The sequence below is a fragment of the Sporosarcina ureae genome (genome assembly GCF_002101375.1).
Taxonomy (GTDB): Bacteria; Bacillota; Bacilli; order Bacillales_A; family Planococcaceae; genus Sporosarcina; species Sporosarcina ureae_B.
Window position 1 is genome coordinate 16,602 of record NZ_CP015207.1, and the last position, 16,017, is coordinate 32,618.

A 16,017-nucleotide genomic window follows, 5' to 3' on the forward strand; every position below is an offset into this window, starting at 1 on the left:
ACTATGTTATGGATAGGTTGGACATTGGCCATTCTCATGTTTGTGATCGCGTTTGTCGGATTGATCTATCCAATCATTCCATCCGTTGTGTTTTTATTAGTAGGCTTCCTGCTTTACGGTGCATTTGTTTCATTTGAAGAGTTAACGTGGTTGTTTTGGGTAATCCAAGTATTATTCGTTTTATTATTATTTGGAGCGGATACGATCGCAAATCTCGTCGGTGTCAAACGTTTCGGTGGCAGCAAGGCAGGAATGTGGGGAAGTACGATTGGACTGCTAATTGGTCCATTCGTCATTCCGGTCGTGGGTATTCTAGCCGGACCTTTCCTTGGTGCAATCCTTGCAGAACTAATTTTTACTCGATCTGGGATCAAACAAGCTTTCCGCACCGGAATCGGCTCTGTTGTTGGTTTTCTGACATCAGTTGTTGTAAAAGGTACCATTATGTTGGTCATGATTGTCATATTCCTATTTTTTCTCCGTTAACAGTCCATTTTCTTTGAATGCTGACTCATATTTTGATAATGTGAAGTGGTAGGGCAAAACAGAGATAATTTAGAGGAGGAATGGAAAATGGCTTATACATTACCAGAACTACCATACGCATATGATGCGTTGGAGCCACACATCGACAAAGAAACGATGAACATCCATCACACGAAACACCACAACACGTACGTAACGAACGTGAACAACGCACTAGAAGGTCACGAAGAACTTCTTAACATGCCTGTTGACGAATTAGTTGCAAACTTGGACAAAGTTCCAGAGGACAAGCGCACAGCGGTCCGCAATAACGGTGGTGGGCACTCTAACCACTCATTGTTCTGGACAATCCTTTCACCAAACGGTGGCGGCAACCCAACTGGAGAAGTTGCACAAGCAATCGACAAGAAGTTCGGTAGCTTTGACGCTTTCAAAGAAGAGTTTGCTAAAGCTGCAACAACGCGCTTCGGTTCAGGTTGGGCTTGGCTTGTTGTAAACAACGGTGAAATTGAAGTAACATCAACTCCTAACCAAGACTCACCTTACATGGATGGTAAAACACCATTGCTAGGTTTGGATGTTTGGGAGCATGCATACTACTTAAACTACCAAAACCGTCGTCCTGACTACATTTCAGCATTCTGGAACGTAGTAAACTGGGATGAAGTTGAAAAGCGTTACCAAGACAATAAGTAATTGAAACCTGACACACATCTAGTTCGTCTAGATGTGTGTTCTTTATTATTTTCATGCTATAATTCTTATACATAAACTTCCTGAGAAAGGAGATTCCTGTTGAAGAGAAACCCAAAAAAGACGGAGCCGCCAAAAACGGGTCAACGTCAACATATTGCATTTCGAATGAATTTTTTATTTGTAGCGATTTTTGTCCTTTTTTCCTTACTCATATTCCGTTTAGGTTATATGCAAATCGTCAAAGGGGAAGATTATGCACGCAGTCTTGAACGAACGGAGGAAATTGCAGTCAACACGAGCACACCGCGTGGAAGGATTTTCGACCGTACAGGGAAAGTGCTCGTAGACAATGAAGCGAAAAATGCCATCACGTATACGAAAACTTCCTCCACGACGACGAAAGAAATGCTTGCGCTTGCTAGGAAAATTGCGAAGTTGATCGAACAGGATACACAACGTGTCACGATGGGCGATAAACGAGATTTCTGGATTTTATTGAATCCTGTTAAAGCAGCTGATAAAGTACCCAAGAAAGAACAAACCGAACTCAGTAAAGATGAAAATAAATCTCAGAAAGATATTCAACGAGAAATTAACCAACTGACGCGCGACCGGATCACGGACGAAGAGCTAGCTACATTATCGGCGGAAGATTTGGAAGTACTCGCAATTTATAGAGAAATGATGGCAGGTTATGCCTACTCACCACAAATCATCAAAAGCGATGGTGTGACCGATAAAGAACTAGCTGTTGTATCTGAAAGATTGGATCAACTACCGGGTGTCAATACGACTACAGATTGGGATCGTGTCAAAAAATCTGATAGTGCGATTCTCGGTTCTACTACAAGTCCGGTAGAAGGGATTCCGCGTTCCCACTTAGACTACTTCCTGGCAAGAGATTATTCGCGTAATGATCGTGTAGGAAGAAGTTATTTGGAATCGTATTATGAAGACTTACTGAAAGGTCAGAAGACGATTGTGAAAAACGTCAAAGACCGTACAGGAAAAGTCGTTGAAACGAAAACGGTGAAAGAAGGACAGCCAGGTAAAGATCTGGTCTTAACTACAGATACCGATTTGCAGAAGGCGCTCGAAGATGTCGTGTCCAATAAATTATTGCGTTTAAAACAAGGCCCGAATTCAGGCGCGTTGGAATCAGCGTTCCTGGTTATGCTGGATCCGAATAACGGAGAAATTCTATCGCTTGTCGGTAAGAAAGTAGCAAAGGACGAAACGACGGGACGATGGGCAATACAGGATTACACATTCGGTACGTTTACTTCAGCGTATGAAGTCGGCTCCACAGTCAAATTAGCGACAATGCTTACAGGTTATAATGAAGGAGCCGCAAAAATCGGTGAAGTTAAGATTGACCAACCGATCAATATTGGCGGCAGATACAAACGATCATTGTTTAATCCAAATGGTCGGGTGGCATTAAACGATATTGCTGCTATCGGTCGTTCTTCCAACGTGTATATGTTCCGAATTGCAATGGGATTAGGAAACGCAACATACCGACCGGGCCAAGGATTACCAATTGACAAGAAAGCCTTTGATACATTCCGAGAGAACTTTGCGGCGTTCGGATTAGGTGTCAAAACAGGCATCGATTTACCAGGCGAATATACTGGTGTTACGGGTACGGAAACGATTCCCGGAAAACTCCTCGACTTTTCAATTGGTCAGTTTGATACGTATACTCCTCTGCAAATGGCTCAATATGTTGCAACCATTGCAGCGGACGGTAATCGAATAGCACCAAAAATTTTGAAAGAAATCCGTGAACCTTCTCCAGATGGGGAAGTACTTGGTGAATTGGTGGAGGAAACACCTGTGAAAGTGTTGAATCGCTTGAAAAACTCACAATTGGAAATCGATCAAGTGAAGAAAGGTATGCATTATGTTTACTATGGTGCGAACGGCACTGCTTCTGGATTACTAGCAGGTGCACCATATACAGGAGCTGGAAAGACAGGTACTGCCGAGTCGTTTTATTATACAGGTAATAAATCCAACCCTGTTATTCCGACGATCAACTTGTCTCATGTAGGATATGCACCTGCAGATAAACCTGAAGTTGCGTATTCAGTAATCATCCCATATATTTCAACGAATACGAAACGCTATCCATCCGCCACGGCAAGTGAAATAGCTAAAGAAGCACTTGATGTATTCTTTGAACAAAAAAGACAGAGAAACTCAAAGGCTGACAACGCGTCTCCGGACGTGCAAATACAGAAATAACACGGGTTGATCAATACAAAAAAGACGAAAGCCATATGGTTTTCGTCTTTTTTATTATAGGCGTAAAAAGATTTTAGCAATCTCAGGAAAACGCATATCAGAGCGTAATTCATATGTACCGGTTTTGATTTTTCGTGTGTAATCATTTTCAATTATATATAGTTCAAATTCTTCGGCGCTTTTTATTAATTTTTCATTTTCTAATTCACGTGATAACTCGGCAGGTGTAATGCCTGCTTTAACTGTGAAACTCTTCGCGACGATTTCTTCCGCTTCATTTTCCTCTGGAATCGTATCTTGTTCAGATTCTGGTTGACGAATAGCATCTTTCCGCGACAATGTCTGTGCAATCGCCAGCTCTTTTTTAAGAATAGCTATATCTTCTTTTGAATCAGCTAATTGCTTTTGCAAAGTCCCTTCGGATGTCTGTTGCTGTACAAAATACACAATGCCGCCAGCTATTAAACAACCAATTCCAACAGCACGCAATATTTCCTTGATCATGACAACCGCACTCCTTTAGAATGTAGCACTTCCGTTACTTCTTTTTCACTAAGTGAAGCGCGCTTTGCAATCTCAGGGATCGTGTAGCCTTGTTTGTGAAGTGACGTAATTTGATTGACAATAATTGCGTGTATCGTTTTTTGTGGTGCTGGTGCAGGGGGCTCTGAAGAAGGGGATGCAACCATCAATTCTTCTTCAAGCAAACGAATTCTCTTCTTGAGATTACTTGTTTCCTGATGGAGACTGATCGAAATATTTTCCAGTTCATCATCCATAGCACGCGTCTTATTTCCTACAAAAAACGAAGTAATGACAGCCAGTACACCAATACTGAGTAAAATTAAGGGGATATCCATACTGTTTCCCTCCAAAATAACTAGAATTTCCTTCATAATACCATAAGCACATAATGAATGATATTTGAAAGTTTTTGCTGTACAATGAATGAATCCATGGTATAATATATTAGTCGTATAAATCATGCTCATGTTTTACTTATATCTATAGCTATTGAGTGGGAGGGACAGTAATGCGCGTAAACGTAACACTCGCTTGTACAGAATGTGCAGAGCGTAATTATATTACTAAGAAAAACAAGCGTAACAATCCAGAACGTATTGAAATGATGAAATATTGCTCACGTGAAAAAAAGCAAACTTTGCACCGTGAAACGAAATAATCATTAAAACCAAAACCTGCTTCGGTTTTGGTTTTTTCTTACGGGAGGTAGTGCAGTGGAAAAGCAGCATCTTCGAAAACAGGTTATACAGCAATTACATCAATTAACTCCATCTGATCACGAACGGAAATCCGCTATTATAGTAGAGAAAGTTCTTGCTTCGGATGAATTTAAGTATGCAAAGACCATCGGAATCACATTATCGAGATTTCCGGAAGTGGATACGCATCGTTTGATAGAAATCGCTTGGCAATCCGGGAAGCGAGTTGCGATTCCACGATGTATTTCTTCTACGAGGGAAATGGATTTTCGTTTGATTGATTCATTTGATCAGACCGAAGTAGTCTATATGGATTTAAAAGAACCGAAAATAGAAGTAACAGAGTCTATAAATCCACAAGAAATAGACTTGCAAATCGTACCAGGTGTCGTGTATTCAGAGACTGGATACCGGATTGGATTCGGTGGTGGGTATTACGATCGTTATTTGATAAATTTTCCATTTGAAACGATTTCACTGGCATTTGATTGTCAAATCCGCCATAATATAGCTAGGGAGCCGCATGATATTCCGGTGTCCTATATTTACACAGACGAACATATTATAGATTGTCAGAAAGCACGTGAAGCGAATGAATGAATTTTATGACGTGATGAAATTGCTTAAACGTTTTGGTGTAATCATTTATACGGGAAATAAAAAACAGGACAGCATGGTAATGGAGTCCGAAGTGAAAGAACTGTATGACCATCAATTTATTGACCAACAAACATATATTCAAGCATTGCTTGTTTTGAGAAGGGAACAAACTAGCTAACCACTAGTTAATACTATACGAACTACTCATTCCTCGACTCATGTGAAACTTTTCACGCATTCAAACGTCTAAATATATGATGACTATAAAAACAGTATCTAAACGAAACGAAAGGAAGAGATGGAATGAGAAAATTTTCATGGCCTAAGCATTCCGTACTCATTATCGCCGTAATCGCAACTTGGTTGACTACCTACATCGGGTATTTCACCAGTTTCAATATGAAGATCGATAATGCTATGCAACAGTTTATCTTACTAATTAACCCTCTAGCATTTATATTGTTTGTTTATGGGGTTGCGCTATTTATTAAAAAGACGAAAACACGTAACCGATATATTTTAGCGGTTAGTTTCATCACATCTTTTGTCATGTTTGCCAATGCGGTGTTCTATCGTTTCTTTACAGACTTTATTACACTGCCACTATTGTTCCAAACAAGTAACTTTGCGGATTTAAGTTCTTCAATTACAGAGAATTTGAGACTTCTTGATCTATTCTTTTTCTCCGATGTTTTGATTATTTTAGTGGCTATACGTTTCTTCAAGCAAGAACCAGTTCAAGAGTCCAACCATAAAATGGGACGCAAAGTGTATTTTGCGGCGGCGGCTACGTTGATGATGTTCAACTTAGCGCTTGCAGAAGCTCAACGTCCACAGTTATTGACAAGAAGTTTCGACCGTGAATTGCTCGTTAAAAACATTGGTACGTATAATTATCATCTATATGATTTATTTGTCCAATCCAAATCCCATGCTCAGCGTACATTTGCTGATGGCACGGAATTGACCGAAATAGAGAACTATGTCAAAGCGAACCACGCGCAGCCGGATCCGAAAATGTTCGGTACTGCAAAAGGTAAAAACGTAATTCTCGTTTCACTTGAATCGTTACAAAACTTTGTTATTAATAACGATATGAATGGACATGAAATTACCCCATTCTTGAATGAATTAACAAACGATAAAGATACATTTTACTTTGACAATTTTTATCAACAAACTGGATTAGGGAAAACGTCCGACTCCGAGTTTATCGTAGAGAACTCATTATATGGACGTAACGGTAGTGCAGTATTCTTCACACACAGCGGTAACACATATAACTCACTTTCAGAACGACTAGGTGAGAATGGTTATGCTACAAGTGTCATGCACGCCAACAGTAAGAGCTTCTGGAACCGCGACATTATGTACAAAGCGCTTGATGTGCAGAAGTTCTATGATGTAGATAGCTACACAATCGGTGAAGATGAAGCAGTTAACTGGGGAATGAAAGATATCCCGTATTTCCATCAATCTGTTAATTTGATGAAAGATATGAAGCAACCATTTGCTACACGAATGATTACACTAACAAACCATCATCCGTTTGATTTGGATGAACAGGATAAATTAATTCCTGAATACACATCAAATTCCAATACGTTGAATAAGTATTTCCAAACAGTTCGATATATGGACGAAGCGGTTAAGGAATTCTTTGACGACTTAAAGGAAAGTGGTTTGTATGAAAACTCAATTATCGTCATGTACGGAGATCACTATGGTATTTCCGAAAATCACAATAAAGCAATGAGTATGTATATGGACAAAGAAATTACACCATTTGATAATGCGGAACTTCAAAAGGTTCCATTGTTCATTCATATGCCTGGGTCTGGTGAAGGTAAGCAAATGCATGAGCTTGGCGGACAGATAGATATCCGTCCTACTATTCTTCACCTACTGGGAATTGATACGAAAGCAGATATGCAGTTCGGTTCGGATTTATTCTCACCGGATCATGAACCATTTGTTATTTTCCGTGACGGTCGTCTCGTCACAGACAAAAACATTTATGCACAAGAAGTTTGCTATGACATCGAAACTGGGGAACCGTCAGAAGATGAAACGCAATGTGAGCCGTATATTGAGCGTGCTAATACTGAATTGAATTATTCAGATACAATCATCAATGGTGACTTGCTGCGATTCAAAGAACGACCAGATGGCAGTCCTGAAATGAAAGAAAGCAAATAAGTTGATGAGCTGCGCGGCTGCCTATGCCGCGCAGCTTTTTTAAAACCAAAAGAAGAGGAAGTGAAAAAGTGAAGAGAATATTGATCCCAGTAGTATGCGCATGTATTTTAATAGCATGTACGCCATCTGAAGAAGTTGAAAACGAAGAACAACGAGTAGAAAATGAAACAGAGCCAGTAGAAACCCTTACAGCTTCTAAAGAAGATATTCGTTTTGTTGCAGGTTGGTTGAATGAAACGGCAATTTTGTTCGTCGATCACAAAGATGATGAAGATCGGTTACTGTCGTTTGATTTAAAGACAGGAGACATACATACCTTATTTACGTCCACTGCAACGATCTCTGAAGTGCAAGTTCATCCTAGCGCTTCGCAATTACTAGTCAAAACAGCAGACGACTCAACGGAGGCTATCATACATATACTTGATCATGCAGGTACTCTACTAAATGAAGTGTCGATAGAATCCTCGGAACTTGAAATTCAATGGAATGATATCGACGCTTCACAATTACTAATCACCGCTTTCACTGATGATTGGAGTTACGAAATCATGCGCTATGACGCGAATGACGATACATTGGTAGCAGTAATGCTCCCTGATCCATTTCCTAGTTGGCTAGGTGCAGAAGAATTGGTATATATGGAAGACCTAGATGTAGTAAAACGATTACTCTCTACAGGGGAAAAGACTACGCTTGCGAATAATGCCAACCAATTCCATTCAGCTACAGATCAGGTATTGATTGAATCATTTGAAGGTGAGCAGATACGATATGCAGTATTAAATGCAATCGGAGAAGAGAAGTACTCTTGGTTTGTTGAAGATCATTCATTCGTGATGGAACAAGCTGTATTTTTAGATGAGAATACATTGATGATGACTATTACCGATCAAACTGAGATGAAGCCAACTAGTTTTCTAGTGAAGATACAAGACGGTGAGGAAGTAAAGCGCCAAAAGTTACCAGAAGGCGGTTCTTTAGATTGCAAAGGCGACAAGTGTTTAATAGGGTATAGTCTAGATACTTGGATTAATATAGAAACCGGCGAGAGGGTAAAGTGGTTGGAAATTGAACCGCTAGAATAAGCTTTACTTATAAGTGGTGAATTACTATCTAGGAGGAGTTTGAAACGCCAGCTGGAATGCGTTCCGCGGAAGTATCAATTCTACGTATATCGATGAAAACAATAAAAAATAAGGACATCCCCTGTGAAAGGGTGTCCTTATTTTTTGGAACTTATTTGTGTAGTTGTGGCGGGTATCCAGAATATATGACAGTAGCGATCGTAAATCCTCCGATAACTACAACCGTTACCACATTGAATACTATACTTAACAGATTCCGCTCTTTAAAAGCTTGGACCGTTCCAAAGACTGCTAAGATTGCAATCAATCCAAAAATGATGACTAATAAATTCATTGAGTAGACACTCCTTTCAACATTGAAAAAATGAATGCCATAAAGCGATATTCCTCCTCTATTGTACTGTTAATGAATCGTTTTGTCGAGATTAAATAATGACGATTATTTGAAGTTTGTGTCCACAATCATTAATATTAGACATAGAGGTGAGGTAAATGAGGATACATATACATCCATTAGGTCCAATTCAGACAAATTGCTACATAGTGGAAGATGAAAAGAAAAATTGTTTAGTATTCGATCCAGGCGAAGATGGAGAGGCGTTACTATCGGAATTGCGAAAGTTATCTCTGAAGCCTGTTGCCATTTTGCTGACACATGCACACTTTGACCATATCGGGGCAGTAGAAAAGATTCGAACTGCTTTTGATATCCCTGTGTACTTGCATGTGGCGGAAAAGAAATGGCTTGCGAATCCTGAGTTAAATGGTTCAGCCAAATACCCCGTATTGCCTGACGTCATTTGTAACCCTGCTGACGTGCTACTTCATGATGAAAAACATTTGGAAGTGGGGACGTTTAAGATGGAGACGCGTCATGTGCCAGGACACTCGCCAGGAAGCGTTTGTTATATCTTTGAAGATGAAGGATTCGCAATTGTAGGGGATACATTGTTCCAAGGTAGCGTAGGCCGTACCGACTTGCCAGGCGGTGATACGGAAACATTGCTCAAAGCGATTCACGAACAGTTATTGACGCTAGACGACGAGATGTTACTTTATCCCGGACATGGGCCTGCGACAACACCTGGAGTCGAAAAAGACCAAAACCCGTACTTACACGGATTTTGATCAAAATCAAGCAAACAAAAAACAGCTTTCCGTTGAGGAAGCTGTTTTTGTTTGTGCGGATTAGTGTCCTCCACCAGGTACATGAATGAAAATAGAATAGTAACTAAAACCAACCATGAAGATCATCAGGTATGCTCCGAATAGGTAAACATACATACGCTCTGAAAGCTTCAAGTATCCAAGTAGAACAAAGAAAATTGTGCCTGCTACCATAAGTAAAGCAGCTGGAACCATATTCCCAACATAGAACATTACCGCAAAAATACCTGACCAGAATCCTAAAAGTTTAAACATATTATCCATCTAAGAATCCCTCCTTCACAACATTACAATAAGCTCTTATCCATTATAATAGAACGTCAGCCTAAAAGTAAACTCCAATCGATTTCACATTGTGTCAAAAGAGTGTACTTGTACGAACAGATTCAGATAGTAGCTGATTACAGTATAACAGAACCTACAATGAAAATAATATGAAAATTGATTTTTGATATTGAATTGAGGTAAAGAAATGAATTTTGACCCAATATCATGATGGAAAAATGAATTAACATAAATGTAGTGCATTTTTAAACAATTTAATTCCCATATATACTTCTTTCTAAGATAAAAAGTGGTCTTTTGTCGAATAGAGAAAGGAGAGAACTATGGAAATTGAACAGAACCCTATAGAAAAAACGTGTTTACAGTTGCTTGAGAAAGCAATTCATTCTGAAGCGACAGATATTCATTTTGTACCTACGATAGAAGGATATGACGTGACAATTCGCAAGCACTCTTATTTTTCGAAAATCGGTCAATATCCTCATACATTAGGCGGTCGGTTAATTTCATTCTATAAATTTTTATCTTCTTTAGATATTAGTGAACAACGACGCCCGCAAAGTGGTTCCTTCCACCGGTCTTTCTTAGACTGCAACTTCTCTTTTCGCGTCTCGACAATCCCATCTATCCAATTAAAGGAAAGTGTCGCGATCCGCATTCAGAAACACGATAAAATCGTTCCGCTCAACCAGCTATGTCTCGATCCTCACTGGACACAGCAATTGGCTGAAGCTGCTGCTTATAAGCAAGGACTGTTTCTCGTCACCGGACCAACTGGTTCTGGTAAAACGACCACATTATATTCATTGACTTCTCATTGTGTATCCGAACTCAAACGTCATGTTATTTCACTTGAAGATCCTGTAGAGAATAATCATAGTCATCTGCTACAAATTCAAGTGAATGAACGTTCTGGTATTACCTATTCTGCTGGATTAAAAGCGATTTTACGACATTCACCCGATGTCATCATGATTGGTGAAATACGTGATGCTGAGACAGCCAAAATTGCAGTTGAAGCTGCGTTGACAGGACACTTAGTTCTTAGCACAATCCATGCGAAAGATCCTGTGGGTTGCTTGTATCGTTTACTAGACCTCGGTATTCATGTAGAAGAGCTAAGACAGACCATTATCGCGATATCTGCTCAGCGTCTTATTACACAACAGTCGGGAGAGACGGCAGCAGTTTTTGAAATATTGCAGGAGTCGGATCTACAATTAGCTACGGAATCAATGGTGAATGGCCTACGGTTTACGATTCCTGTTAATAAGAAAATCGAAGTGCAGCAAGCTTTGTATGAAAAGGTGCTATATGGAACGGATTAAATTTTTCAGTCCATCCTCCAATAAAAAAATTATAAAGCCAGCGGAGTTTCTAGTACGACTTTCGGTGTTATTACAAGAAGGATATACCTTTCATGAAGGTCTCATTCTAATATTGCCCTATCATACGAAAGAGTATGAGGAAAAACTTCGACAAGTAGAAGAAGAGTTGAAGATGGGGTATGGTGTTTCACATATTTTGAAGAGTTTAGGTTTTGGCAAAAGTACGATGTTGCCGATCGTTATTGCGGAAGTGGATGGCAATTTGATACGCGCCTTGAAAGAAGTAGCGGATCGTGTCAATCGAAAGACGGAGAAGCAAAAACAAGTTCGTAAACTGTTGGCGTACCCAAGTGTCCTGTTTTCCTTCTTATTGATTTTGTTAGTCGCTTTTCGGCAATTTTTCTTACCGAATTTTGAAGCATTGACTGTAATGCGGGCGAATGACAATGGAGGAATCGTTCACTTATTACCAAAACTCGTTTCATCTATACCAGATCTCTTATTGTCCGTGGCTATTATATGTGCTGTTGGTTTTCTTTTAGTTCGAATGTGGTTAACTAGATTGTCCCCGTCTGAAATTTTACGCCATATATTAAAAATACCTGGAATCAAAACATTCTACGGTGAAATGAAAACTAGAGATTTCGCCAGTGAGCTCGGAAGTTTGTTGCAGTCTGGACTTTCTATGCAAAGCGCATTAGCTGTTCTAGCGGAGCAGACAGAGGATCCTATATTAGCGGTCATCACAAACGAATTAAGTGAACATGTCATTTATGGTGAATCATTGCACGAAGCAATCCGTTTAACAGATGGTCTATCGCCACGTCTCGCAGATTTTGCAAAACACGGGGCTGATACGGGATACTTACCGAAAGAACTTATGCTATATAGCGAACATACGAGTGAACAATTGGAGGAGAAGGTTAATCAATGGATAACGATTTTACAGCCTGCCTTATTTGGTGTTTTGGCGGTTTGTATTTTATTGTCCTATTTATCTATTTTATTGCCTGTTTATAAAATGATCGACAACATTTAAAAGGAGGGAAAATGTTGCTGAAGAATGAAAAAGGTTTTACGTTGATTGAAATGATGATCGTGTTGCTAATAATTACTGTTTTAATCTTGATTGCAATCCCGAATGTTACGAAGCATTCTAAATCGATTGATGAAAAGGGCTGTGAAGCGTATGTCAAAATGGTAGAAGGCCAAGTGCAGGCATACAAGATGGATAAAAAAACGATTCCAACGATTTCATCACTAACTACAGAAGGGTATTTACCAGCTGAACCTGCGTGTCCGAATGGCAGTGCAATTTCGATCGATATGGAAGGAAAAGTAAAGGCTGCAAATAGTGGAGGTTAAGCGTATTTTCAATGATCAACATGGATTCACCTTTTTGGAACTCTTGTTGGTCCTATCCATCATGACGATATTGACAGCCATCATTCTTCCTTTTAGTGAAAAACACCTGGAAAAAGAATCCGAAAAGGATGCACTGAAGCAATTCATTGCGTCTGTTCATGAGATGCAGCTATATGCAATGACACATAAAGAAAGTGTTGCTTTGACATTTGGTGAAAGTGGAGCAACTTATAAGGCGGAAAAAATTGATATGAAAGAAACGCTAATACGTGGAATATTTCCTGAAGGCATGTACAGGACTAAACATTCTCCGCTTAAAAGAATAGAGTTTTCTGAAACAGGATACATGGTGAAAACAGGAAAGATGTATTTTTCTACACAAAGCAAAGGTGAAATTTTTATCTCGTTTCAGTTTGAGAGAGGAAGGATGATAGTCAATGAATGAAAAAGGGCAATCGTGGCCGGAAGCTATGTTGTCGTTACTCGTTGCCATGGTGATATTTGGATCTCTAATACCGATGGCCAACATATTGACATCGTCCGCCACCGGAAAAAAACAAGCGATGATTGCCAGTCAAACAGCCTACCAAGCAGCTATTCTAAACAAAGCATCGGGACAAGTGACAGGGAGCAGATTTCACGAAGATCTACAGTATGATTGGATCGTTAGCGATAGTCGAATTTGTGTGGGCTATGAAATACAACAAGTCGCAAATCATAAATGTGTGAGTCTATGATGCAGTTGAATGAAAAGGGATATTCACTAGTTGAGAGTATCATTCATCTACTTATATTCATGATGCTAATTCAATTAACAGTTTTATTTTTCTACTGGAAAGCACCCGTAGATAATGTTTACCACGGAGATCTGCTTGGCGAGTGGGAGTTATTTTCTTTGGAATTACAGGAATTATTGGAAAAAGTAACTGTAGTGGAGGAAGTGAAATCTACGCTCATTACGTTCCATACCCAAAAAGGAAGCATTACTATACAGCAATACGATAAAATGCTTCGTAAGGTTGTGAATGGAACAGGTCATGTCCCTTTGTTGATGAATGTGAAATCCAGTAAATTTACTGTGAAGGATAGCGAATTGAAGCTTGCTGTCGAAATGAAGGATGGTATGCGTAAAGAAAGGACGTTTGCTATTGGATTATATCAAGAATGAGAAGGGAGGATCATTTATTTTCGCGATTGTTTTATTATTTTTGGTAAGTCTCTTTCTTTTCTCCCTCGTTTCATGGCATGATAGTATCTACAGAATATACGACTGGCTCGAAATCTATTATGAGCGTAAAGCAGTTGAATTAATGAAACGGGATGGATGAAAATGAAAAGGATTTATTTAGTGGGATTCATGGGATGTGGAAAAAGCGCAATCGGTAAACGGCTGCATACGTTAACAGGCATTCCGTTCTTTGATATGGATCATGAAATTTCAGAACAAATGCAAATGACGATTCCTGAGATATTCGATCAGTACGGAGAGTTGTATTTCCGGCAGTTGGAGACGGAATTCCTCGAAAAATTTCCAGAAGAATTTTGTATTGTAGCCACTGGTGGAGGCGTGGCGGTAAAGGAAGAAAATATACAATTGATGCGTGAAACGGGCATCGTATTTTTCCTCAATGCATCATTCCGCGATATTTGGCGCAGAATCTCGACTGATGTCAATCGCCCTATTGTACAACAATCTTCGCGGCAAGAATTAGAAGCGCTCTATAAAAAACGCAAGTCGAAGTATTTACAGTCTGCTCATTTTACTGTGGAGACTACGGGCAAATCTTTAACGGACATTGCAGAATATATTATCTTTCAAATTGAGAGATATCAATAATTCGTTGAAAAAGCGAATGTTTTGGTTTATAATCAAAATATCATTCGCTTTTATGCCTTCTTAATAAATAGATTGCGCTTACTTCTATGAAATGTTAAGATATCAGTGAAGAAAAAATTAACTCAATAATGCGAATGATTGTATGGGGAGAGCGCGCATTAGGCGCCGCCGAAGGAGCAAGTAACGAATGTTATGAATCTCTCAGGTAACAAAACGCATACATGACGCATCTCTGGAGAGTGCTGAGCAATCAGCGGCCGAAGAAAGTATGGAAACTGTAAAGCTTTCAGGCAAAAGGACAGGGGTTCTCTTTTATAGGAGACCCCTGTCCTTTTTTTGATGAAATACATACTGATCGTTCTTTGGTCAGAACAAAAAGGAGGAAACAGTTTGACGAATCAATTATTGCGCACGCCGTTATTTGAAAGTTATAAAGAGTACGGAGGTAAAACAATCGATTTTGGCGGCTGGGAGTTGCCTGTGCAGTTTTCTAGTATTAAAGCAGAACATGAAGCCGTTCGGACAAAAGCAGGTTTGTTTGATGTCTCGCATATGGGAGAAGTGTTTGTTAGTGGTAGCGGAGCACTCGACTATTTGCAGAAGCTCGTGACGAATGACGTATCCAAACTGACGATTGGCCAAGCACAGTATACAGTGATGTGTAATGAGCAAGGTGGAACGATCGATGACTTTTTAATTTATAAATTAGAGGAAGAGCGCTATTTATTGGTGGTCAATGCATCGAATATTGAAAAAGATGTAGCTTGGATGGAAAAACAACAAATTGACAATGTCGTCATTGATAACCAATCTTCCAATTACGCTTTACTTGCACTGCAAGGACCGGTGGCGGAGTCGGTATTACAGAAACTGACGGATGAGTCGCTTAAAGAAATCAAATTTTTCCGTTTTAAAGAACATGTTCAAGTGGGCGGAGAAGATGTACTTGTTTCACGTACGGGTTATACAGGAGAAAATGGGTTTGAAATCTACGGTACACCTGAAGCAATCCAGAACCTGTGGTCAAAAATTTTACAAGAAGGCAAAGAAGACGGTGTGGTACCTGCAGGCCTTGGTGCACGAGACACATTGCGCTTTGAAGCGGGACTCCCTCTTTACGGTCAAGAACTGAGAGAGGATATTTCTCCATTAGAAGCAGGCCTTGGTTTCGTCGTAAAAGTGAATAAAGAAGAGGATTTCATTGGTAAAGATATTCTTGTGAAGCAAAAAGAACAAGGGATAGAACGTAAGCTTGTCGGACTTGAAATGATCGATAAAGGAATTCCGCGTACTGGTTATAAAGTGTTTGAGGGTGACCGTGAGATTGGCGAAGTCACAACTGGTACGCAGTCTCCTACATTGAAAAAGAACATCGGTTTTGCGCTTCTATCTACAGAATTTGCGGAACTTGGCACGGAAGTAGAAGTCGAAATCCGCGCAAAACGTCTGAAAGCAAAAGTCATTGCAACACCTTTCTATAAAAGATCATAAGT

21 protein-coding genes, 1 pseudogene and 1 riboswitch are annotated in these 16,017 nt (G+C 39.7%); of the genes and pseudogenes, 18 read left to right on the forward strand and 4 right to left on the reverse strand.

Annotated features, from left to right (window positions below; translation table 11 throughout):
• Positions 1-3 precede the first annotated feature (3 nt).
• From SporoP8_RS00100 to SporoP8_RS00110, 3 genes are all read left to right on the forward strand, one after another.
• Entirely contained in the window at positions 4-486 is a 483-nt protein-coding gene (locus SporoP8_RS00100) for a DUF456 domain-containing protein (RefSeq protein WP_085130389.1), read from the forward strand.
• Between the two features lie 87 nt (positions 487-573).
• Positions 574-1,182 carry a superoxide dismutase gene (locus SporoP8_RS00105; protein WP_085130391.1) on the forward strand — a complete coding sequence of 203 codons (609 nt, stop codon included), beginning with the start codon at positions 574-576 and terminating at the stop codon, positions 1,180-1,182.
• 99 nt (positions 1,183-1,281) lie between these two features.
• Entirely contained in the window at positions 1,282-3,432 is a 2,151-nt protein-coding gene (locus tag SporoP8_RS00110) for a peptidoglycan D,D-transpeptidase FtsI family protein (protein ID WP_085130393.1), read from the forward strand.
• Positions 3,433-3,486: 54 nt separating this feature from the next.
• On the opposite strand, the gene SporoP8_RS00115 is transcribed toward SporoP8_RS00110, so the two are convergent.
• Entirely contained in the window at positions 3,487-3,936 is a 450-nt protein-coding gene (locus tag SporoP8_RS00115; RefSeq protein WP_085130395.1) for a hypothetical protein, read from the reverse strand.
• Positions 3,933-4,292, reverse strand: coding sequence for a hypothetical protein (locus SporoP8_RS00120; RefSeq protein ID WP_085130397.1), 360 nt, complete (start codon positions 4,290-4,292; stop codon positions 3,933-3,935). Before SporoP8_RS00120 ends, SporoP8_RS00115 begins: the two co-directional genes overlap by 4 nt.
• 173 nt (positions 4,293-4,465) lie before the next feature.
• On the opposite strand from SporoP8_RS00120, the gene rpmG reads away from it, so the two are divergent.
• The 5 genes from rpmG to SporoP8_RS00145 all read left to right on the forward strand — a co-directional run bounded on the left by rpmG (position 4,466) and on the right by SporoP8_RS00145 (position 8,542).
• Positions 4,466-4,615, forward strand: coding sequence for a 50S ribosomal protein L33 (rpmG, locus tag SporoP8_RS00125; RefSeq protein ID WP_029054517.1), 150 nt, complete (start codon positions 4,466-4,468; stop codon positions 4,613-4,615).
• A 55-nt stretch (positions 4,616-4,670) separates the two neighbouring features.
• Positions 4,671-5,255, forward strand: a complete 585-nt coding sequence (locus tag SporoP8_RS00130) for a 5-formyltetrahydrofolate cyclo-ligase (RefSeq protein ID WP_085130399.1) — start codon at positions 4,671-4,673, stop codon at positions 5,253-5,255.
• Positions 5,248-5,433, forward strand: coding sequence for a YqgQ family protein (locus tag SporoP8_RS00135; RefSeq protein ID WP_085130401.1), 186 nt, complete (start codon positions 5,248-5,250; stop codon positions 5,431-5,433). Before SporoP8_RS00130 ends, SporoP8_RS00135 begins: the two co-directional genes overlap by 8 nt.
• Positions 5,434-5,558: 125 nt before the next feature.
• Positions 5,559-7,454, forward strand: coding sequence for an LTA synthase family protein (locus SporoP8_RS00140; protein ID WP_085130403.1), 1,896 nt, complete (start codon positions 5,559-5,561; stop codon positions 7,452-7,454).
• 68 nt (positions 7,455-7,522) lie between these two features.
• Positions 7,523-8,542 carry a YqgU-like beta propeller domain-containing protein gene (locus tag SporoP8_RS00145; protein ID WP_085130405.1) on the forward strand — a complete coding sequence of 340 codons (1,020 nt, stop codon included), beginning with the start codon at positions 7,523-7,525 and terminating at the stop codon, positions 8,540-8,542.
• A gap of 151 nt (positions 8,543-8,693) precedes the next feature.
• On the opposite strand, the gene SporoP8_RS00150 is transcribed toward SporoP8_RS00145, so the two are convergent.
• Entirely contained in the window at positions 8,694-8,876 is a 183-nt protein-coding gene (locus tag SporoP8_RS00150) for a DUF2759 family protein (protein ID WP_029054522.1), read from the reverse strand.
• Between the two features lie 158 nt (positions 8,877-9,034).
• On the opposite strand from SporoP8_RS00150, the gene SporoP8_RS00155 reads away from it, so the two are divergent.
• Positions 9,035-9,670 (forward strand): MBL fold metallo-hydrolase, encoded by a 636-nt coding sequence (locus tag SporoP8_RS00155; RefSeq protein WP_085130407.1) that lies wholly within the window; start codon positions 9,035-9,037, stop codon positions 9,668-9,670.
• 60 nt (positions 9,671-9,730) lie between these two features.
• Here the strand turns inward: SporoP8_RS00155 and SporoP8_RS00160 are convergent, their stop codons facing one another.
• Positions 9,731-9,973: a DUF2626 domain-containing protein gene (locus tag SporoP8_RS00160; protein ID WP_085130409.1), complete on the reverse strand. Its 243-nt coding sequence runs from the start codon at positions 9,971-9,973 to the stop codon at positions 9,731-9,733.
• Positions 9,974-10,317: 344 nt separating this feature from the next.
• Here SporoP8_RS00160 and comGA point away from each other — a divergent pair, with 344 nt between their 5' ends.
• From comGA to gcvT, 9 genes and pseudogenes are all read left to right on the forward strand, one after another.
• Entirely contained in the window at positions 10,318-11,322 is a 1,005-nt protein-coding gene (comGA, locus tag SporoP8_RS00165; RefSeq protein WP_085130411.1) for a competence type IV pilus ATPase ComGA, read from the forward strand.
• Positions 11,309-12,361, forward strand: coding sequence for a competence type IV pilus assembly protein ComGB (gene comGB, locus SporoP8_RS00170; RefSeq protein ID WP_198166042.1), 1,053 nt, complete (start codon positions 11,309-11,311; stop codon positions 12,359-12,361). Before comGA ends, comGB begins: the two co-directional genes overlap by 14 nt.
• A gap of 11 nt (positions 12,362-12,372) precedes the next feature.
• Positions 12,373-12,687, forward strand: a complete 315-nt coding sequence (gene comGC / locus SporoP8_RS00175) for a competence type IV pilus major pilin ComGC (protein ID WP_085130415.1) — start codon at positions 12,373-12,375, stop codon at positions 12,685-12,687.
• A pseudogene (locus SporoP8_RS16945) lies at positions 12,677-12,742 on the forward strand (type II secretion system protein); the annotation flags it as partial. The gene comGC and the pseudogene SporoP8_RS16945, both read left to right, overlap by 11 nt.
• 6 nt (positions 12,743-12,748) lie before the next feature.
• The gene (locus SporoP8_RS00180) at positions 12,749-13,132 is read left to right on the forward strand and encodes a hypothetical protein (RefSeq protein WP_232319171.1); all 384 of its coding nucleotides are present in this window, start codon (positions 12,749-12,751) and stop codon (positions 13,130-13,132) included.
• Positions 13,125-13,424, forward strand: a complete 300-nt coding sequence (locus SporoP8_RS00185; protein ID WP_085130420.1) for a hypothetical protein — start codon at positions 13,125-13,127, stop codon at positions 13,422-13,424. The genes SporoP8_RS00180 and SporoP8_RS00185 overlap by 8 nt, the downstream gene beginning before the upstream one ends.
• Positions 13,421-13,855 carry a competence type IV pilus minor pilin ComGF gene (comGF, locus tag SporoP8_RS00190; RefSeq protein ID WP_158232271.1) on the forward strand — a complete coding sequence of 145 codons (435 nt, stop codon included), beginning with the start codon at positions 13,421-13,423 and terminating at the stop codon, positions 13,853-13,855. Before SporoP8_RS00185 ends, comGF begins: the two co-directional genes overlap by 4 nt.
• A 162-nt stretch (positions 13,856-14,017) precedes the next feature.
• Positions 14,018-14,524, forward strand: a complete 507-nt coding sequence (locus SporoP8_RS00200; protein WP_085130426.1) for a shikimate kinase — start codon at positions 14,018-14,020, stop codon at positions 14,522-14,524.
• A 134-nt stretch (positions 14,525-14,658) separates the two neighbouring features.
• Positions 14,659-14,751, forward strand: a riboswitch (glycine riboswitch).
• Between the two features lie 163 nt (positions 14,752-14,914).
• Positions 14,915-16,015 carry a glycine cleavage system aminomethyltransferase GcvT gene (gcvT, locus tag SporoP8_RS00205; RefSeq protein ID WP_085130428.1) on the forward strand — a complete coding sequence of 367 codons (1,101 nt, stop codon included), beginning with the start codon at positions 14,915-14,917 and terminating at the stop codon, positions 16,013-16,015.
• Positions 16,016-16,017 lie beyond the last annotated feature (2 nt).